This window comes from Flavobacterium soyae (assembly GCF_045348165.1).
GTDB classification, from domain to species: domain Bacteria; phylum Bacteroidota; class Bacteroidia; order Flavobacteriales; family Flavobacteriaceae; genus Flavobacterium; species Flavobacterium soyae.
The window spans coordinates 4,223,663-4,241,563 of sequence record NZ_CP150845.1 but is presented as its reverse complement, the minus strand read 5'-3'; the positions used below and the strand labels follow the sequence as shown (position 1 = coordinate 4,241,563).

At 36.2% G+C, this 17,901-nt stretch carries 6 protein-coding genes; all 6 read left to right on the top strand.

The window, feature by feature from the left end; genetic code table 11:
• The first annotated feature begins 213 nt into the window (after positions 1-213).
• The 6 genes from AABD74_RS17940 to AABD74_RS17915 all read left to right on the top strand — a co-directional run bounded on the left by AABD74_RS17940 (position 214) and on the right by AABD74_RS17915 (position 17,881).
• Positions 214-3,144 (top strand): triple tyrosine motif-containing protein, encoded by a 2,931-nt coding sequence (locus tag AABD74_RS17940; protein WP_406843797.1) that lies wholly within the window; start codon positions 214-216, stop codon positions 3,142-3,144.
• A 610-nt stretch (positions 3,145-3,754) separates the two neighbouring features.
• Positions 3,755-7,711, top strand: a complete 3,957-nt coding sequence (locus AABD74_RS17935) for a family 16 glycosylhydrolase (protein WP_406843796.1) — start codon at positions 3,755-3,757, stop codon at positions 7,709-7,711.
• A 179-nt stretch (positions 7,712-7,890) separates the two neighbouring features.
• Entirely contained in the window at positions 7,891-10,560 is a 2,670-nt protein-coding gene (locus AABD74_RS17930; protein WP_406843795.1) for a beta-1,3-glucanase family protein, read from the top strand.
• Positions 10,561-10,693: 133 nt separating this feature from the next.
• Positions 10,694-12,325: a glycosyl hydrolase family 18 protein gene (locus AABD74_RS17925; RefSeq protein ID WP_406843794.1), complete on the top strand. Its 1,632-nt coding sequence runs from the start codon at positions 10,694-10,696 to the stop codon at positions 12,323-12,325.
• Between the two features lie 140 nt (positions 12,326-12,465).
• A complete protein-coding gene (locus tag AABD74_RS17920; RefSeq protein WP_406843793.1) occupies positions 12,466-15,321 on the top strand; it encodes an RICIN domain-containing protein in 2,856 nt (951 codons plus the stop codon).
• Between the two features lie 631 nt (positions 15,322-15,952).
• Complete coding sequence (locus tag AABD74_RS17915) at positions 15,953-17,881, top strand: metallophosphoesterase (RefSeq protein WP_406843792.1); 1,929 nt, start codon at positions 15,953-15,955, stop codon at positions 17,879-17,881.
• The last annotated feature ends 20 nt before the right edge of the window (positions 17,882-17,901 follow it).

The following is a 17,901-nucleotide window of genomic DNA, read 5'->3' as shown; positions in this document are numbered from 1 at the left end:
TTATTTGATTATAATGTAATTTGTTGCATTAAAATAAAATTTTATATATTTGAATTTCGACATTCTCTATTTTAGTTTGATAATAATGAATAATTGTTATTAATACATTTATGAAAATGAATGTTTTTTGCCTGGAAAATGGCTTTCCCCAAGAGTCAATTTCCTAAAATGTGATTCCCAAAAATCACACAATAACCTACAGACAGAAACAAAATGACGAAATGTATAATTAGAATTTTAGTTTTATCGATAGTATTTATTTCTCCAATTGTAAAGGCGCAGATAAAAAAAATTGGAATTCCTTTTATAACCAATTATAATCCGAAAACGTATAAAGCCGCTTCAGAAAACTGGGATGTTTTACAGGATTCTAAGGGAATGATGTTTTTTGCCAATCACTTCGGGATTATGCAGTTTGATGGTGTTCGCTGGAGCATTGTAACACAGCCCGAAAACAAAAGTATGGTTCGCTCGCTTGCCATCGACAAAAACGACAAAATGTATGTGGGCGCCCAAGGCGATTTTGGCTATGCCATTCAATTGCCAAACGGGCAGTATCAATATACATCTTTAGTAAAATTATTACCGGAATCGGCGCGAAACTTTGGCGATGTGGTGCATACCGTTATCCGAAATAACGAAGTGATTTTTTTCTCTTATGAAGAAATCCTTATCTACAAGAACAATAAAATCAAGGTTTTAAAGTCTAATGTAAAATTTGATGATTTCTTTGAAGTCAATAAGGAAATCTATGTTTTAGATAATGCAAAAGGTTTATTGCAGTTAAAAAATAATGCGTTAACGGCGATTACAAACAGCGATCAATTTGCCGGAATGAAGATTCGAAAAATCTTTCAAACCAAAAACGGACTTTTATTGCTTTCACAAAAAAACGGACTTTTTACTTTTAAAGATAATCAGCTAAAGCCATTTGTAACAGAAGCCGATAATGTTTTGAAGCAAAATCAAATTTCTACAGGGATTCAGCTTTCTGATGGATATTTCGGAATTGGAACCCGTCAATCTGGGTTGATAGTCATAGATGGTTTGGGACGTTTGATTCAGCATATCAACAAACAAACGGGTTTGCAAAACGATTATGTAACGAATTTAAAGGTTGATAAAGAAGGCAATTTATGGGTTACGCTAAAGGAAGGAATTTCGTTGATTCAGATTTCTTCGCCGTTATCCAGAGTTTTAGATACTTCAAATTCAGAAACCAAAATATACTGCAGCCAGATTTATCAGGACAAATTATATATCGCGACAGACAACGGTTTGTTTTGGATGGATTGGCTTTCTTATAAAAACGGAAAACATGAAAATGCAAACTTTCAGCACGTTTCAGGCATGTCTGAAAATGTCTGGAATATTGGTGTTTTTGGAAGCTCACTTTTGGCTTTCGAAAAAAATGGGATCTTTGAAGTTTCCGGTAATTCGGCAAAATTAGTGGCAAAAACAGATGGAGCATGGAAAGGAATATTAGTTCCTAATCATCCGGATTTATTGATCGTTGGCGGTTATAACGGAATGTATCTTCTTAAAAAAATAAATAATACGTGGGTTTATCAAAATAAAATAAAAGGTTTTGAAGAAAGCAGCCGCGTTATCGAAACCGATAAAAATGGTGATTTCTGGATTGCTCACGGTTACAAAGGAATTTATAAAATTCAGTTTAATAAAACATTCGATGCGGTTTCAAAAGTGGAATTTTACAATCAAAAGAATGGTTTCCCGTCGAGTTTGTTTTTGAATACTTTTAAAATAGATAATCAAATTCTTTTTGGAACTACAAAAGGAGTTTACAAACAAGATTCGCATTCGAAGAAAATGATTCCCGAACCCGTTTTTAGGAAATATCTCGGAATGGAAAATCATATTCGTTTATTAAAATCGGATAATCAGGATAATATCTGGTACGTTTCTGGAGAAAATACCGGAAAAATGAATAAAAAAGCAAATGGAAGTTTTGAGGTTGAAGAACTGCCTTTTAGAAAACTTCGTTATTTATACGTTCCTGGTTTTGAGAATATTCAAACCACAACTACGGGAGATGTGTTTTTTGGTACGCAGGATGGTTTAATTCATTATAACACCATTAAAAACAAGCAATATCAAACGAAATATAAAGCGGTAATTTCAGAGGTTAAATGTATTTTTCCGAAAGATAGTCTGTTATTTTCAAGCCGATTTGATGTGCTTCCAAATAAAACAAAAGAGGCGTGTGAAGAAATATCAAATGTTTTATCGCATTCCCATAATGCGCTTCATTTTTCTTTTTCATCGCTTTTTTATGATGAAGCCGATGCCACAAAATACGAATACTGGCTGGAAGGTTTTGAACCAAAATGGTCAGAATACAGTCTTCAGACAGAAAAAGAATACACGAACTTACCTGAAAACGAATATGTTTTTCATGTAAGGGCAAAAAACATTTATGATGTGGTGAGCGAAGAAGCGGTTTTTCGTTTTGAAGTTTTACCGCCTTGGTACAGAACGATCGGGGCTTATATTCTGTATTTTATACTTTATAGTGTTGTCATTTATTTGATTATTAAATATCAAAAATCTGTGGCAGAACGAGATCGCCAGCAATTGATCCTAAATCAGGAAAAAGAATTGCTGCGCAGCCGTGCCGAACTTAATGAACAGAGATTGACATTGGAACAAGAAAATATGGCCATTGTTCGCGAAAACCTGCAGACTACGATAAATCTTAAAAATGCAAAAGTAGCTTCGAATACGGTGAATCTTATTCATTTAAACGAAATCCTGCTTTCGATAAAAGAGCTGATTAGCCAAATCGATAAGAAAAATGAACCAGGTGTAAACTTTAGTTTGTTAACCAAAATAAACAAGCTGATCGATCATGAACTTCAAGGCGATAAGCAATGGAACGAATTTGAGGAAATCTTCAATCAATTGCATGACAATTTTATGCAGAGGCTGAAAAACAGTTACCCAGAACTTACTCCGCGTGATATGCGTTTATGTGCTTATCTGCGAATGAACTTTAATACCAAAGAAATTGCTCCGCTTTTAGGAATTTCTGTTCGCGGAGTTGAAGATACCCGATACAGAATTCGAAAAAAATTGCAGCTTCCGTCTGATGCAAATATCACAGAATTCATTTTAAATTTTTAGATGATTATTTAAACACATAGGAACATAGTTTTGCTTGTCTAAAAAAAAGGCGTTTCACTAGTTTAAGCAAACATAGCTATGTGTGAAAGCGAGCTTTTTTTATAATCTCAAATAAGAAGCAAGAAGAAAATCTATGTTTCTATGTGTTAAGAATTTTTCACGTCTTAAATTTTTAGATGATTATTTAAACATATAGGAACATCGTTTTGCTTTGTCTAAAAAAAAGGCGTTTCACTAGTTTAAAGAAACATAGCTATGTGTGAAAGCGAGCTTTTTTTTATAATCTCAAATAAGAAGCAAGAAAAAAATCTATGTTTCTATGTGTTTAGAATTTTTCACACCTTTAAAATCTCTTGCAGCTTTTTACAACCTTTACGATTAAGAATAACTTCTAAAAAAAGGGATTTTATCTCGTAAGTAATATCCTAAGTAGTTTTACGCCTTTTTTCTGCATTTTTTTTAAATCACCGTAGTCAAACCGTACTCAAAAATGTAAGTGTAGCCTGATTTATTTGTTAATATTGTCGGATTATTATTAAAATAAGAACCCATTTCTGCAAAATAGGTTTTTGTAGCGGTAATAAACTTTACTAACAAAAAACTAAAAAAAATGAATCAAAATGACTCTTTTTTCGGCCGACCACCGAAAGACAATTTCTATTATTTTAAACGATTTTTGGCTGCGGCGATTTTTGTGCTGCTGCCAATTTTGAATGTCCAGGCACAATGTAAAACATTGGTTTGGTCTGATGAATTTAACGGTACTACTGTCGACCTAACCAAGTGGCAGAGTATTTCAGGAAACGGTTGTCCGGCACTTTGCGGATTCGGAAATGCAGAAGCTCAGCGTTACGATCCAAATCAGGCGACAATTGTAAAAGAAGGAGCAAACAGTTATTTGAACATTCAGGCAAAATACGAGCCGAATGGCGCATTTCCTGATCAGCCTTACGCTTCTTCAAAATTAACTACAGAAGGAAAGTATTCCCTTAAATACGGAAGAGTTGAAGCCCGCATGAAGTTATCAAACGGACAAGGTGCATGGCCTGCGTTCTGGATGCTTCCAGTTGGAGGAAACTGGCCGTATACAGGTGAAATTGATATTATGGAAGCCAAACACAGAAACCCGCAATCTGTAGATGGAACAATTCATTATGATGGAAACGGATATCATTTTACGGGAAGAAGTTATAGTTCTCCAACGGATTTATCTACAGATTTTCACGTGTATGCGGTAGAATGGGGACCAAATTTTATAAAATGGTATGTTGATGATGTTTTATTTCACACCGCAACTCCAAATACTACTGTAAACGGTGGATGGCCTTTTAACGATAATCAGTTTTATATTATTTTGAATCTGGCTGTTGGTAGTGCAGGAACGCCTTATACAAGTGTAAATGGGGCAGGAGTAGCTCCAGTTCCGGCTGATTTTCCGGCAAAATTGCAGGTAGATTATGTTCGTGTTTATGACGGAAGTTATAAATATGGCGTTGCCGGAGATGCAAAAGTTTATCAAAACGAAACAGGTAAAACCTATTCTATAAACGCTATTACTGGCGCAACTTATAATTGGACAGTTCCTGCGGGAGCAACAATTACGGCTGGGCAGGGAACAAATGCCGTAACTGTAAATTGGGGAACTGCAGGCGGAGATGTTTCGGTAACTGCAACAACTTCTGGATGTACTGCTAATACGTATAAACTGGCTGTAAAAACAGAACCTGCTATTCCGGTAGAGAAAATTCAGGAAGATTTTCAAACGAACAGAAATGTTGTTTACGGAAACAAAACAGGAGTTTTGACAGAAGCCGTAGCAAATCCTTCTGCAACTGGAATCAATACTTCGGCTTTGGTTGGAAGATATGTTCGTAATTCTTCTGAATTGTACGATGTTTTCAATATCAAAAATGTAGTTATCAGCAATGCGAATGATTATGTATACGGAAGAAAAAGAATTTCTTTTGATTTGTATACATCGGCTCCGGTTGGAACTAAAGTTTCGCTGCAGTTAGAAAATAGCAATGTAACCACAGCGACAAATTATCCGTTAGGAAGACACAGCGGTTACAAAGCAACTACAACAGTTCAAAACAAATGGGAAACGATTGAATTTGAATTCGAAAAAATTATTGATGCCAATACAAGCGCTTTGACGATTAATAATGTGGCTTTACTTTTTGAATCCAATTCAAATTCTGGAGCAACGTATTATTTTGATAATTTGCTTACAAGAGCTACACCAGAAAAACCAATTGTTGCTACAGACGTATTGCAGAATTACGACGGCATCAACAAAATTATAAAAGGAACTACAACGGGAACGTATTCTGTAGTGGCAAATCCGGGTTCAAACGCTGTTAACTCGTCGGTAAATGTGGCGAGATACGTTAGAAACGTAACCGAACAATACGATGTACTTTTCTTTAACACACAAAGCACGATTGAAGATGCTGGTTTACTAAAAAATCAGACGAATAAAATCATGATTGATGTGTATACATCGGCACCAATTGGTACGGTTGTAAGTTTGAATTTAGAAAACAGTGCAACTTCACTTCCTGCCAATTACCCAACAGGAAGAAACAGTAATTACGTTGCGATTACAACGAAACAAAACCAATGGGAAACCTTGACTTTCTATTTCAATTCAAGCCCAGATGCAGGAACTTCGAATTTGGCTGTAAACCAAATGGTTTTATTGTTTAACTCAGGATCTTTTACAAGCGATACGTATTATTTTGATAATATCAGAATTGGAGCAACAAAACTTCCAGATACATTTACGCCTGGAGTTGTTTACGAAGATTATCAAACGGTTCACAATATTACATTTAGAGACGCTATCGGAACTTATACAGCAAACGTAGCTAACCCAAGTGCGACAGGAATTAATACTTCGACAAACGTTGGAAGATATGTTCGTAAGTCAACAGAATTATATGATAATTTCTCATTCAATACAACTTTAACCAATATTGGAGATTTCAAAGCGGGAACTAAAAAATTCGCTATGGATGTTTATACGTCTGCTCCGGTTGGATCTGTTATTTCTTGGCAGGCAGAAAGCAGTGCTTCGGTTCCGTCAAATTATCCGGTAGGAAGACACAGTATTTATCAAGGAGTTGTAAAACAAACCAATACTTGGCATACCGTAACTTTTACGTATGTAAGTACACCAGACGCTTCGACTTTAGACAGTGAAGTAAACCGTTTTGTTTTCTTATACGAGCCGGGAACAAATTCTGGAAACACGTATTATTTTGATAATTTAAGAGCTTTAAATTTAGTTTCTACAGAAACTCCAGTTGGATTGCCTTCGCCGTGGGTTAGTACAGATTTAGGTGCGGTAACACCAGCGGGAGAAGCCACACATTCTAGCGGAACTTTCACTATAAAAGGTTCGGGAACGGATATTTGGGAAACCAGTGATCAATTTCAGTTTGTAAATCAATCTATTACTGGTGATGCAGAAATTATTGCCAAAGTAAATTCGTTAACCAATACGAATACATACGCAAAAGCGGGAGTAATGTTTAGAGAAACACTTACAGCAACTTCTAAACATGCTATGACAGATGTTACACCAGCTGCAGGAGTTGAGTTTTTATCAAGAAATGCTACTTCGGGAGTAACGGTTGCAGATGTTGCTGCGGGAACAGCTCCAAAATGGGTTCGTGTGGTGCGTGCAGGAAATGTATTTACTTCTTATACTTCTGATAATGGTACAACGTGGACACAGCTTGGAACTCCAAAAACAATTACAATGGCGAATACCATTTATGTTGGAATGGCGGTTACTTCTCACGCAAACGGAACTTTAGGAACTGGAGTTTTCAGCGATGTTATTGTTAGAAATATTACAGCAAACCCGAATGTAAATTTAGCTTTGTCAAAAACGGCAACAGCTTCTACAGAAGAAAATCCAACTTTAGCAGCAGGAAAAGCGACTGACGGAGACGGAACGGTTTCAAGATGGGCAAGTTCTTTTGCGAATGCTACTGAATGGATTTATGTTGATTTAGGAAGTAATTACAACCTGAATCGTGTAGTATTGAAATGGGAAGCCGCTTTTGCAACGCAATACAAAGTACAGCTTTCTACAGATAACGTTTTTACCGAAAACGAAACAATCAACACACAAACTGCCAGCGATGGAGGAACGGATGATTTAACCGTAAGCGGAACAGGAAGATACCTGCGTATTTTATGTACAACAAAAGCTTTGGCTCCTTACGGATATTCATTATATGAAATCGAAGCCTACGGATCTGCTTCTGCAGCTAAAAAAGCGAATGTTATAGTTGAAGAAAGTGCTCCGGAAAGTGTTGTTTTCGCCATCTATCCAAATCCGGCAAGTAACTATATTCAAGTTGCAATTCCTGAAAATTTAGACAACAAAATCATCACGATTTATGACAATTCAGGAACACTGGTTCTTCAGAATAAACCGGAGAAAGAAGCAAGTGAAAGCGTAATTGATTTGAGAAGACTGACAAAAGGAATTTATATTCTGAATTTCAAATCAGATCAAAAAAGCTGGACAAAAAAGCTAATTAAAAAATAATTAAAAATCCGTTGGGTGTAGTTTGTTTTAAAATAAACCCTCTCATTCAATTGTAAGCTGGAATTAAATTTAAATGGATAGCACCAAATAATTGCACCTGACGGATGATTAAAAAGTCATGATTAAAAAGATGACTTCAGTTTAGAATCTATTTACATAAACCCCACAATTATTTAGATATGAAAAAAAATAAACTTCAAAGATTTTCACTACTGACAGCACTGTTTCTGGTGTTTTCAAATTTTATGTTCGGGCAGGGAGCGATTCCTTTTACGATTAGCAATACTTCTACATTTAATGACAATGAATTGTATGTAGCCATTGTTGGTATTGATTATACCACCGGAAACCATGTTTGGGTAAATGCCAAAACAAGTCAGGTTTTACCAATGAGTTCTTCTTATAATACCGTTACGGGACCAACAATTGGAGGAAATACCGGACCGGGACAAAATTCAAAATACGCAGCTTGTTTTACCAAGTTGAGTGAAATTCCAAACAAAACTTTTACGCTGCCTTTAATCGCAGGCTGCCGAGTTTTTATTTCTAAAGGTTCGCAGTTGTATTTTTACTTTTTTGGTGCCAATGGAGCTCCTTCGGGATATACATCGCCAAATCCGTTGAATGCAACAGATCCAAATCAGGGAATTTTATATGAAATAATCGAATTAACGAACAATCAATATGGTTTCTTTGGAAATCCTTCAAGAGTAGATTCATATAAATATCCAATGGGACTGGAATTATTTGGTGCAAACGGATATCAAAAGAAAGTTGGGGAATTAAAAAACCACGCTGATATTGTTGCCGCTTTTAAAGCAAATGTTCCGTCAGAATTTCAAGGATGTGTAAACAATACAACAGGTGAAATTACAGCTCCGTCAAAAACGCCTGCTTTTGCAGATGGAACAGGAGGAACAACAGTTGGACCGCAAGCCAATTATTTAAAATCGTATATCGATGCGATCTGGAATAAATATAAAAATGAAGATTTAATATTTTATGCCGGAGACGCAGGAGTTTTTAAAGGAAGAGTTATTGGCGAGCAGCTTGAAATGGTTGGACAATCTGGAGGATTTGTTGGCCGTACAGGAAGAGTTCAATACAGACCAAGTACTCAGGAGGCGCTTGAAGGAAAAGGTGTTCTGGACAGAAGATTAGTCGACGGAGATTTAGATCTTGTGATTCAGGCGCAATTAACCGCTGCTATTAACAGACACGTTGTAAATACTACAACAGCAAATCCGGGTCAGCAAAACTGGTACGATGCCTCAAAATATTATCAGGTAAACCCAACAAACCATTATTCTAAATTCTGGCATTTACCGGGAATCAGCATTGATAATTTAGCGTATGGTTTTGCTTATGATGATGTTGCAGATCAGTCGCCATCGTTGCATTCGCCGCAGCCAACAAAAGTAATTGCAGTTTTTGGAGGTTATGCAGGAACGGTTCCTTCTGTTCCGGCTTCGACAGATGTTATTACGGTTTATAAAGATTGTAACTACACAGGTTTCTCTGGCGGATTAACTATTGGAGATTATAATTTAGCACGTTTAAATACTTTAGGCGTTTTAAATGATGATATTTCGTCATTAAAAATTGCACAAGGATATCAGGCGATTTTATATCAGGATGATAATTTTACAGGAGCTTCAACGGTAATTAATTCTGATAATTCTTGTTTAAACGCAACCTGGAATGATAAAGTAACTTCTATCAGAATCCTTGCAAACGGAACTACAACTTTAGGAAACCAGACTTTCTTTTTACAAAACAGAAACAGTGGTTTATATATGGACGTTTGGAATGCAAGTTTATCTAACGGAGCAGGAATTAATCAAGGTGCGCTGAATTCTGGCAACAATCAGAAATTCACCTTTACACATTTAGGCGACGGATTGTACAAAATTATTGCCAACCACAGCAGCCAGTCTTTAGATATCAATAATTTCAATAAAGCAAACGGTGCGCGTTTAGAGCAATATCCATATAATGCAACAACAAACCAACAGTTTGTATTGGTTTCTACTGGCGACGGTTTCTATAAAATTGTAGCAAGACACAGCGGTAGAATTGTTGAGGTTGCAGGAGCAAGTACAGCTTCTGGCGCAATTGTACAACAATGGGATAATAACAACCAAACTTGCGGGCAATGGAAATTAGTTCCGGCAACAAGTTCACAGACTTCTGTTTTAATTCAGGCAGAAGATTATTCAGCAATGAGCGGCATTCAGGTTGAAGCCACTACAGATACAGGCGGAGGCTCAAATGTAGGTTACACAGAAACAGGTGACTGGTTAGCGTATAACAGCATCAATTTCCCAACAACAGGTTCTTATTTAATTGAATACAGAGTAGCAAGCGCGGTTACAGGCGGTAGATTATCATCTGATTTAAACGGAGGAACCATTGTTTTAGGAAATGTTGATATTCCAAATACCGGAGGGTGGCAAAACTGGCAGACGGTTTCGCAAACGGTAAATGTAAATGCAGGAACGTACAATTTCGGAATTTATATTCAAAATACAGGAATGAACATCAACTGGATTAAAATTACTAAAGTTGGTTCGGGTGCAGCTGCTAAAACGGCTGCGGTTCAACCAGCAGAAGAACCGGCAGAAATTGCTTTAAATGTTTATCCAAGTCCGGTTGAAAATACATTGTATGTAACCACAGATCTTTCTGGCGGAAGCGTAAAAATAGTCGATTCACAAACGGGATCTACTGTAGCATCTCAAAAAATCAATAACAACAGTTTCGATGTTTCGCATTTGAGACAAGGAATCTATTTTATTGTTTTTGAAAAAGATGGTAAACAGACGATTAAACGTTTCATAAAGAAATAATTTTAGATTTCAGACTTTAGATTGATTTGCAGCCATTTGTAAAATCTAAAGTCTGAAATCTAAAATCAAAAAAGTACAACTCAAATAACCGTCCCCTTATTTACGAGTTTATTAATCTATTAAAACAATTATTATGAAAAACAATTACCGAAGAATGCTGCAGAAATGCGTAATTATTTTAGTGTTGGGCGTTTTTAATTTAGCGACAGCTCAGCAGAAAAAAGTTATAGCCTACATTCCAAACTGGATAGACTTGAATGCCTTTTCAAGTACCATTCAGTACAGCAAATTAACGCACATTAACATTGCGTTCGAAAATCCTGATGCCAATGGATATTTGACTTTCAACTCTGGAAGCAATTCCATTATTAATGCAGCGCACGCTCAAAACATTAAAGTTTTTGTTTCCCTTGGAGGAGGTGCCATTTCTGAAGGCGGTGCCATTCGCGACAATTATTTTAATTTGATTACTCCGGCAAACAGAACGGCTTTTATCCAAAAAATCTACGACTATGTGGTCGCCCACAATTTTGACGGAGTTGACGTAGATTTAGAAGGTCCGGCAATTAATGGTGATTACGGCGGATTTGTTATTGCCTTGGCAAATAAACTGCATGCCAATGGTAAACTGATCTCAGCAGCGCTTTCAGAAGGATATGGTGGTGCAAATGTACCTTCATCTACTTTTGCGGCTTATGACTGGATCAATATCATGGCATATGATGCAACTGGGCCTTGGGCGCCAAACAATCCCGGGCAGCATTCTCCATACAGTATGGCCGTAAACCAGTTTAATTACTGGACAGGAAGAGGATTACCTGCAAGTAAAGCTATTATTGGATTACCATTTTACGGATATGGTTTTGGAGCATCAGCAAATCAGGGAATTTCTTATGCTAATATCGTAGCTCAATATCCGGGAGCAGAAAATCAGGATCAGGTTGGAAATACAATTTACTATAACGGAATTCCAACAATTAAAGCAAAAACAACTTTTGCGATTCAAAATGCAGGCGGAGTTATGATTTGGGAATTATCTCAGGATGCAACAGGTTCTAAATCATTATTAACAGCCATCAACCAAGTTATTACCGGAAGTAATCCTCCGGGAACTGGAACTTTAATACAAGCCGAAAGTTATAATACAATGAGCGGTGTTCAAACAGAAGCTACTACAGATACTGGCGGAGGTTTAAATGTAGGTTATGCTGATACAGGAGACTGGATGGCATATTACAATATTAACTTTCCAACATCTGGTAATTATGTAATTGAATACAGAGTTGCAAGTGCTGTTAATGGAGCCAGAATTTCATCTGATTTAAATGCAGGAACAATTCAGCTTGGTGCCGTTAATGTACCAAATACTGGAGGATGGCAAAACTGGCAGACTATTACGCAAACTGTAAACGTAAATGCCGGAACGTATAATTTCGGAATCTATATTCAAGCTTCGGGAGTAAATTTAAACTGGTTTAGAATCACAAAATCAGCTTCTGGTTTAGCGGCTAAATCGGCTGCTGAAACTCCTTCGGATATTGCAAGCGTTACTATTTATCCAAACCCAACAGGAGATACACTTTTCTTTAGTTCAGAAGTTTCCGGAGCAAATGTAAGCGTTATCAATTCTGAAGGCGGTGCTGCAGTTTCATCACAAACAGTAAACAATAACAGCATCAACGTTGCTGGTTTGAAAAAAGGAATTTACCTGATTTCATTAGAGAAAGATGGAATCAAAACGGTAAGACGTTTTATTAAAAAATAAGTTCTTAACCGCAAAGTTTGCAAAGAAAAAACGCAAGGTTCGCAAAGGCAATAAATTACCTGGCGAACTTTGCGTAAAACTTAGCGCTCTTTGCGGTTAATTTTTTTATCAGTATTGTAACACCCTTTAACCCCAATTATATGAAAAATAATTACAGATTTCGGTTAAGTTTACTCTTGATAATTTCCTTAGGATATTTTGCTGCGGCGCAGACTTCTTTAGGTTCGAGCAAAACATTTTTAAGCAAAATAAAAAATGAATTAGTTACTTCTACGACTGCAAAAGGTGTAGAGAAAACAATTCTGCTTCAGGCAGCCGATTCCAAAAGTTTTAACGGAAAAATAAATTATAAAGAATCAGATCAGTCAAGCGAATTTTTAATTGGAGAAATTAAAAATGTCGCAGAATCTTCTTTTTATATTAGAATAAAAGACCAATCTCTTGAAGGTCATATTATTTTAAAGAAAACCAGAGAAGCCTACAAATATTACTCTGATGCACAAGGAAATGCTTTTGTGTCTAAAGTAGATATTAATACTTTGGTTTGTATTGATTATAAAAATCTTCCATCAAAAGCAGCAAATAAAACAACAGCGGCGGCAGAAATTGCTCCGGCATTGCTAAACCTTCAAAGTTTACCAGGTGCTGCAGGCTGCGTTTTATTAGATTTTGATGGATATTATATGCCCGCAGGAAATCTTTGGAACAATGGTAATGCGATTAACGCAGCAGCTTCAGGAATGAGTGATGCAGCTGTTCAGCAGCATTGGGAAGTAGTTTCAGAAGATTACAGACCTTTTAATCTAAACGTAACCACAAGCGAAGCTGTTTTTAATTCATACCCAAGAAACAGAAGAATGCGTGTTGTAGTAACGCCAACAAATACTGCGGCTCCGGGCGCGGGTGGTGTAGCTTACATTGGTTCTTTTAACTGGGATAATGATGTGCCTTGCTGGGTATTTATTACTTCAGGAAAATCGGGTGGTGATGCTTCTTCTCACGAAATTGGGCATACTTTTGATTTGGGTCATGACGGACGTACAAATCCTGCCGAAGATTATTTCGTAGGTTTAGACGGAACTTCTTGGGCTCCAATTATGGGTGCAGGATATTACAGGCCTGTTGTACAATGGAGTAAAGGCGAATATAACTTTGCTAATAATTTACAAGATGACGTAGCGACAATTGCTGGTTCTAAATTTGGAGTTGGATATCGCGGTGATGATTATGGAAATAATACTGCTTCTGCAGCCACTTTAGATTATAATGCAAGCGGAGCAATCAATCAAAAAAACGGAATTATTTCAAGCGAAGCCGATTATGATTTCTTCACTTTTACAACTGGCGGCGGAAATGTTTCTATAAATGCCAACACCGTTTCAAGAGACGGAAATCTGCATCTTTTACTAAGATTATATAATTCAGCCGGAACAGAAATGGGAACGTATTGGAATTCTGATCCGTTTGCTTTAAATGCTTCTATGAATGTAAATCTTCCGGCTGGTAAATATTTTGTCGGCGTTGATGGAAACGGAGCAGGAAATGCCGGAAGCGGAGGATATTCGGCTTACGGTTCTATCGGAAGTTATTCGGTTACAGGAACAATTCCACCGGGAGGAAATATCAATCCGTCAACGGGTGTAATTACCGTTTATAAAGATTGTAATTATACAGGTTTCTCAGGCGGATTAACTATTGGCGATTATAATCTGGCTCGTTTAAATTCTTTAGGCGTTTTAAATGATGATATTTCTTCGCTTAGAATTACACAGGGATTTCAGGCAATTTTGTACCAGGATGATAATTTTACAGGAGCTTCAACTGTAATTAATTCTGATAACTCGTGTTTAAACACAACCTGGAATGATAAAGTAAGTTCGATTCGTATTTTAGCAAACGGAGTTACCACTTTAGGTAATCAAACTTTCTTCCTTCAAAACCGAAACAGTAATCTAAATATGGATGTTTGGAATGCCAGTTTAACAAACGGAGCAAGTATTAAACAAGGAACTGCAAATACAGGAAACAATCAAAAATTCACGTTTACACATTTAGGTGACGGTTTATACAAAATCATTGTAAATCACAGCGGACAATCATTAGACGTAAATGGTTTTAATACAGCAAATGGTGTAAGCGTAGAGCAATACCCATATAATGGAACTACAAATCAACAGTTTATATTAGTTTCTACAGGCGATGGCTTTTATAAAATTGTTGCCAGACACAGCGGAAGAATCGTTGAGGTTGCCGGTGCAAGTACTGCAAACGGAGCCAATGTACAGCAGTGGGACAACAACAACCAAACTTGCGGACAATGGAAATTAATTGCTACAACAGCTTCTCAAACTTCTACTTTAATTCAGGCCGAAGATTATTCAGCAATGAGCGGAATTCAGGTTGAAGCTACAACAGATACTGGCGGAGGTTCAAACGTAGGTTACACAGAAACGGGCGACTGGTTGGCGTATAACAATATTAATTTCCCAACAACTGGTTCTTATTTAATTGAATACAGAGTGGCAAGTGCCGTAACTGGCGGCAGATTATCATCTGATTTAAACGGAGGAACTATTCTTTTAGGAAATGTTGATATTCCAAATACTGGAGGATGGCAAAACTGGCAGACGGTTACTCAAACGGTAAACGTAAATGCAGGAACGTATAATTTCGGAATCTACATTCAAAATACGGGAATGAACATCAACTGGATTAGAATTACAAAAGTTGGAGCAGGAGCACCAGCTGCAGTAATTGATGAAGAAGTTAAAGATGTTGTCTTTAATGTTTATCCAAATCCGGTTTCAGAAACATTATTTTTTACAAAAGATGTTTCGGGAGGAAATGTTAAAGTAATAGATTCTCAAGGTTCAATAGTTTCATCACAAAAAAGCAATGACAATAGTCTGAATGTCTCGCATTTAAGACAAGGAATTTATTTTGTTGTTTTTGAAAAAGATGGAGAAAAAATAATAAAACGTTTTATAAAGAAATAATCCATTTCGCCATAATGGTTTTATACATTAAATTTTAGGTTTTAATGTAAAGGCTGTCAATAATGACAGCCTTTTTTTGTTGTCAATATTTTATTCAGAGTTAGATAATTTGCGTGTAGTCCCTCCGGGACATTTTTCGAGAGGCGATAATTTATGTTCTACCGATATTTAACCTCTAACGAGGTAAACTTACTACAATTTAGAAAACTCCGTTAGGAGTTAAATATCGGTAGAAAAAAATGTGACCACAATATAATTGTCCCGTAGGGACTATACATTTTTTATAATAAATTATTCGTTTGATTTTTTATGCGGTAATTGCTAAGAGAGTTGTCCCTACAGGACAATTTTGTTTACGTCATATTCTTTTTTCTACCGACCAGAAACTCCTAACGGAGTTTTTAAAATTTTTGTAAAAATTACCTCATTAGAGGTAAATCTTCGGTAAAAAAATAAACGACACGCACCACACAAATTGTCCCGTAGGGACAACTGAAAATTTTAACCAATCAAAAATCCCGTAAAAATTATCATTCGATAACAATAACATAAACTCATTTCATCTTTAAATCGATAAAATTGCTGCTTATTACTTTTAATAAATTCCCCATTTTGCAAAAGCTTAAAACCTATGAATTTAAAATTTACTTCGTCAATAATTATACTCTTTATAATAATCTTTAATCATAGCATTTCAGCCCAAAACCAAAAGAATTTAGACGGTGTTCAGGTTGCATTTTTATCTGATGTTCATCTTCAGGATTTGTTTGGAAGCTTTTCTGATAATGAATTTAAAGGTGTTTTGAATACCAAAACCGGAAAATATGCGTTAATAAGAACGATGGCCTCGCAGTTACATTCGACGAGAATTTTCAATGAAAATTATTTTGCCTTCATTGCTGCTCTTGAAGATATTGCAAAAAGAAAAATAAAATACGTTGCACTCCCGGGCGATTACACCGATGACGGACAGCCGATACACGTGCGCGGATTGAAGAAAATTTTAGATCAATACCAAAAAAAATATGGTATTGAGTTTTTTATAACCACCGGAAATCACGACCCGGTTGGACCATTTGCTCAGGAATCGGGAAAAGAAGATTTTTTAGGAAAAGAAGGAAAAAGCCAACCCATTTTTAGCAAAGACGGCATGTATAAGCCAAACATGAATATCGAACAGCCAGTTGTCATAACAGCCGATATTGCTAAAATGGGTTATTTAGGCATAACCAATGATCTGCAAAACTTCGGTTTTTATCCGAATAAAAAATACAAATTCTGGTCGACTCCTTTTGCCAGTTATAATTCTCAAAACTACAATTACAAAAAAGCTGTTGAAGCTTCACAATTAACCAAAAGAGTGTATAATGTTGCGCCTGGATTTGAAGTTCCGGATGTGAGTTATGTTGTGGAACCAATCGACGGACTTTGGTTAATGGCAATTGACGGAAATGTTTATATTCCGAAGAAAACCGATGGCGATCCAAAAGACTCCAAAAGTTATTCTGAAGCAAGTACAGGTTATAATAATGTACTTTCAAATAAAAAACATCTTATAAAATGGGTTCAGGATATTTCGGCGGAAGCCAGACTTCGCGGAAAAACTTTGGTTGCTTTCAGCCATTTTCCAATGATTGATTTTAATGATGACGCTTCTGCAGAAATAAAAGAATTATTAGGTCCAAATAAATGGCAGTTGAATCGAGTTCCTGTTGAAGAAGTAGCGCAGGTTTTTGCAGATGCAGGTTTGAAGATTCATTTTGGCGGACATATGCATATTAATGATACAGGATTGCGTACAACTGCAAAAGGAAATACTTTGGTTAATATTCAAACGCCGTCGCTTGCCGCATATATTCCGGCTTATAAATTATTGACGATTAAAAAAGATAATCTGGTCGATATTCAAACTATTACAATTGATGAGGTTGAAGGATTTGATGAACTTTTTGATTTGTATAAAATGGAATATCAGTTTTTGCAAAGTCAGAATGCAAAAGATATTTGGAATATCGATATTCTGAAAACTAAAAGTTACCACGATTTTACCGATTTCCATTTGAAGGAATTAGTTCGTTTGAGATTTTTATCAGATGACTGGCCTTCTGCTTTTAAGGATTTTATTCTGAATGTTTCGGCTAATGATTTATTGGTTTTAGCGAATATTCAATCGGATAAAGATTTTGATTTTATTCTGAAAAACAAATCACAGTTTCAAAAGGAATGGAATGAAGGCGAATTGAAATCGGAACAAATTTTAGCTCAAAACAATCTCAAAAAAGAAGATTTTAACTGGACAGGAAATGATCTTTTAATCGACTTTTACCGTTTTAGAAGTGCTGATGAATTGGCTCTTGCCGATGTAGGAGAAAAAAGTGTTGCCGCTTATAAAGTTTTATCGAAGCTGTATTTAGAGAATTCTAAAGAAGAAGTTTCTAAACCTTTGCAAAAGCAAATGAAGTTATTTCTTATCATCTTTAACAAATTCATGCATGAAGCTCCTGCGGATCATTTTACAGTTGATTTGAAAACTGGTGAAGTGAATCGCAAAGAGCGCTAAGATTTACGCAAAGTTCGCAA